Source organism: Vibrio sp. 03_296 (genome assembly GCF_002265885.1).
This window is the reverse complement of record NZ_NPKW01000667.1, coordinates 1-650: the sequence shown is the minus strand read 5'-3', so window position 1 is coordinate 650 and position 650 is coordinate 1. Positions and strand designations below refer to the sequence as shown.

1 pseudogene is annotated in these 650 nt (G+C 45.6%); it reads right to left on the bottom strand.

The features are described from left to right. Positions 1-602: pseudogene (locus CIK04_RS27015) on the bottom strand (transglutaminase-like cysteine peptidase); the annotation flags it as partial. Positions 603-650 lie beyond the last annotated feature (48 nt).

Sequence of the window (650 nt, the reverse complement as noted above, 5' to 3'; positions counted from 1 at the left end):
CTCTGGAACGGAGATCGTTCCATAGGCTTAGTCGTGATGAATCACCCGCCAACTGACCATTGGCGTTGGCAGATTTCATCAACCAAAGATTTTTACCGTTAAAGCTGTAAATCGGCAGTAAGTCTGGGCGCTTTGACGCTTTCATGATTTTGGGATTAATGTTGTCCAAGATCAGCGGCTCTGAGCTGGGCGTTTTATAGTATGCCAAAACCATATGGAACTGATTGAGTTCTATTGCTTTAACGTATACCAAACGGAGTTTACTATCTGAGACTCCCAGTTCGATCAAAGAAAAATACTTAGCAATTGTGAAATCTTCGCAATCGCCCGCATTACTGCCCAAAATTCTAGAGGGGTCGCCCAATAGTCTTTTGTCCCCATAGGTCGTATGTCGTCGACAAAATAGAGTTGGTTAAAAAAGTCGTTAATGCCTTCTAGCTTTTACGTTTTCTTCTAATAACTTAAAGAAATCATTATTTTCGCGCCAAAGTGTTGACGCGTTGTCCCGCGCGCTCGCCATAGGTCGCGGTGACCGCAGCAATCCATTTTTGCTCTGTGGTGTTGAGCGCTTGAGAGTAAAACAGCCATACTGAGCCCGCCAGTAAAACCCAGCGTCCGGTATGGAAGGTGGCACGCGTGAATCCGAGTCM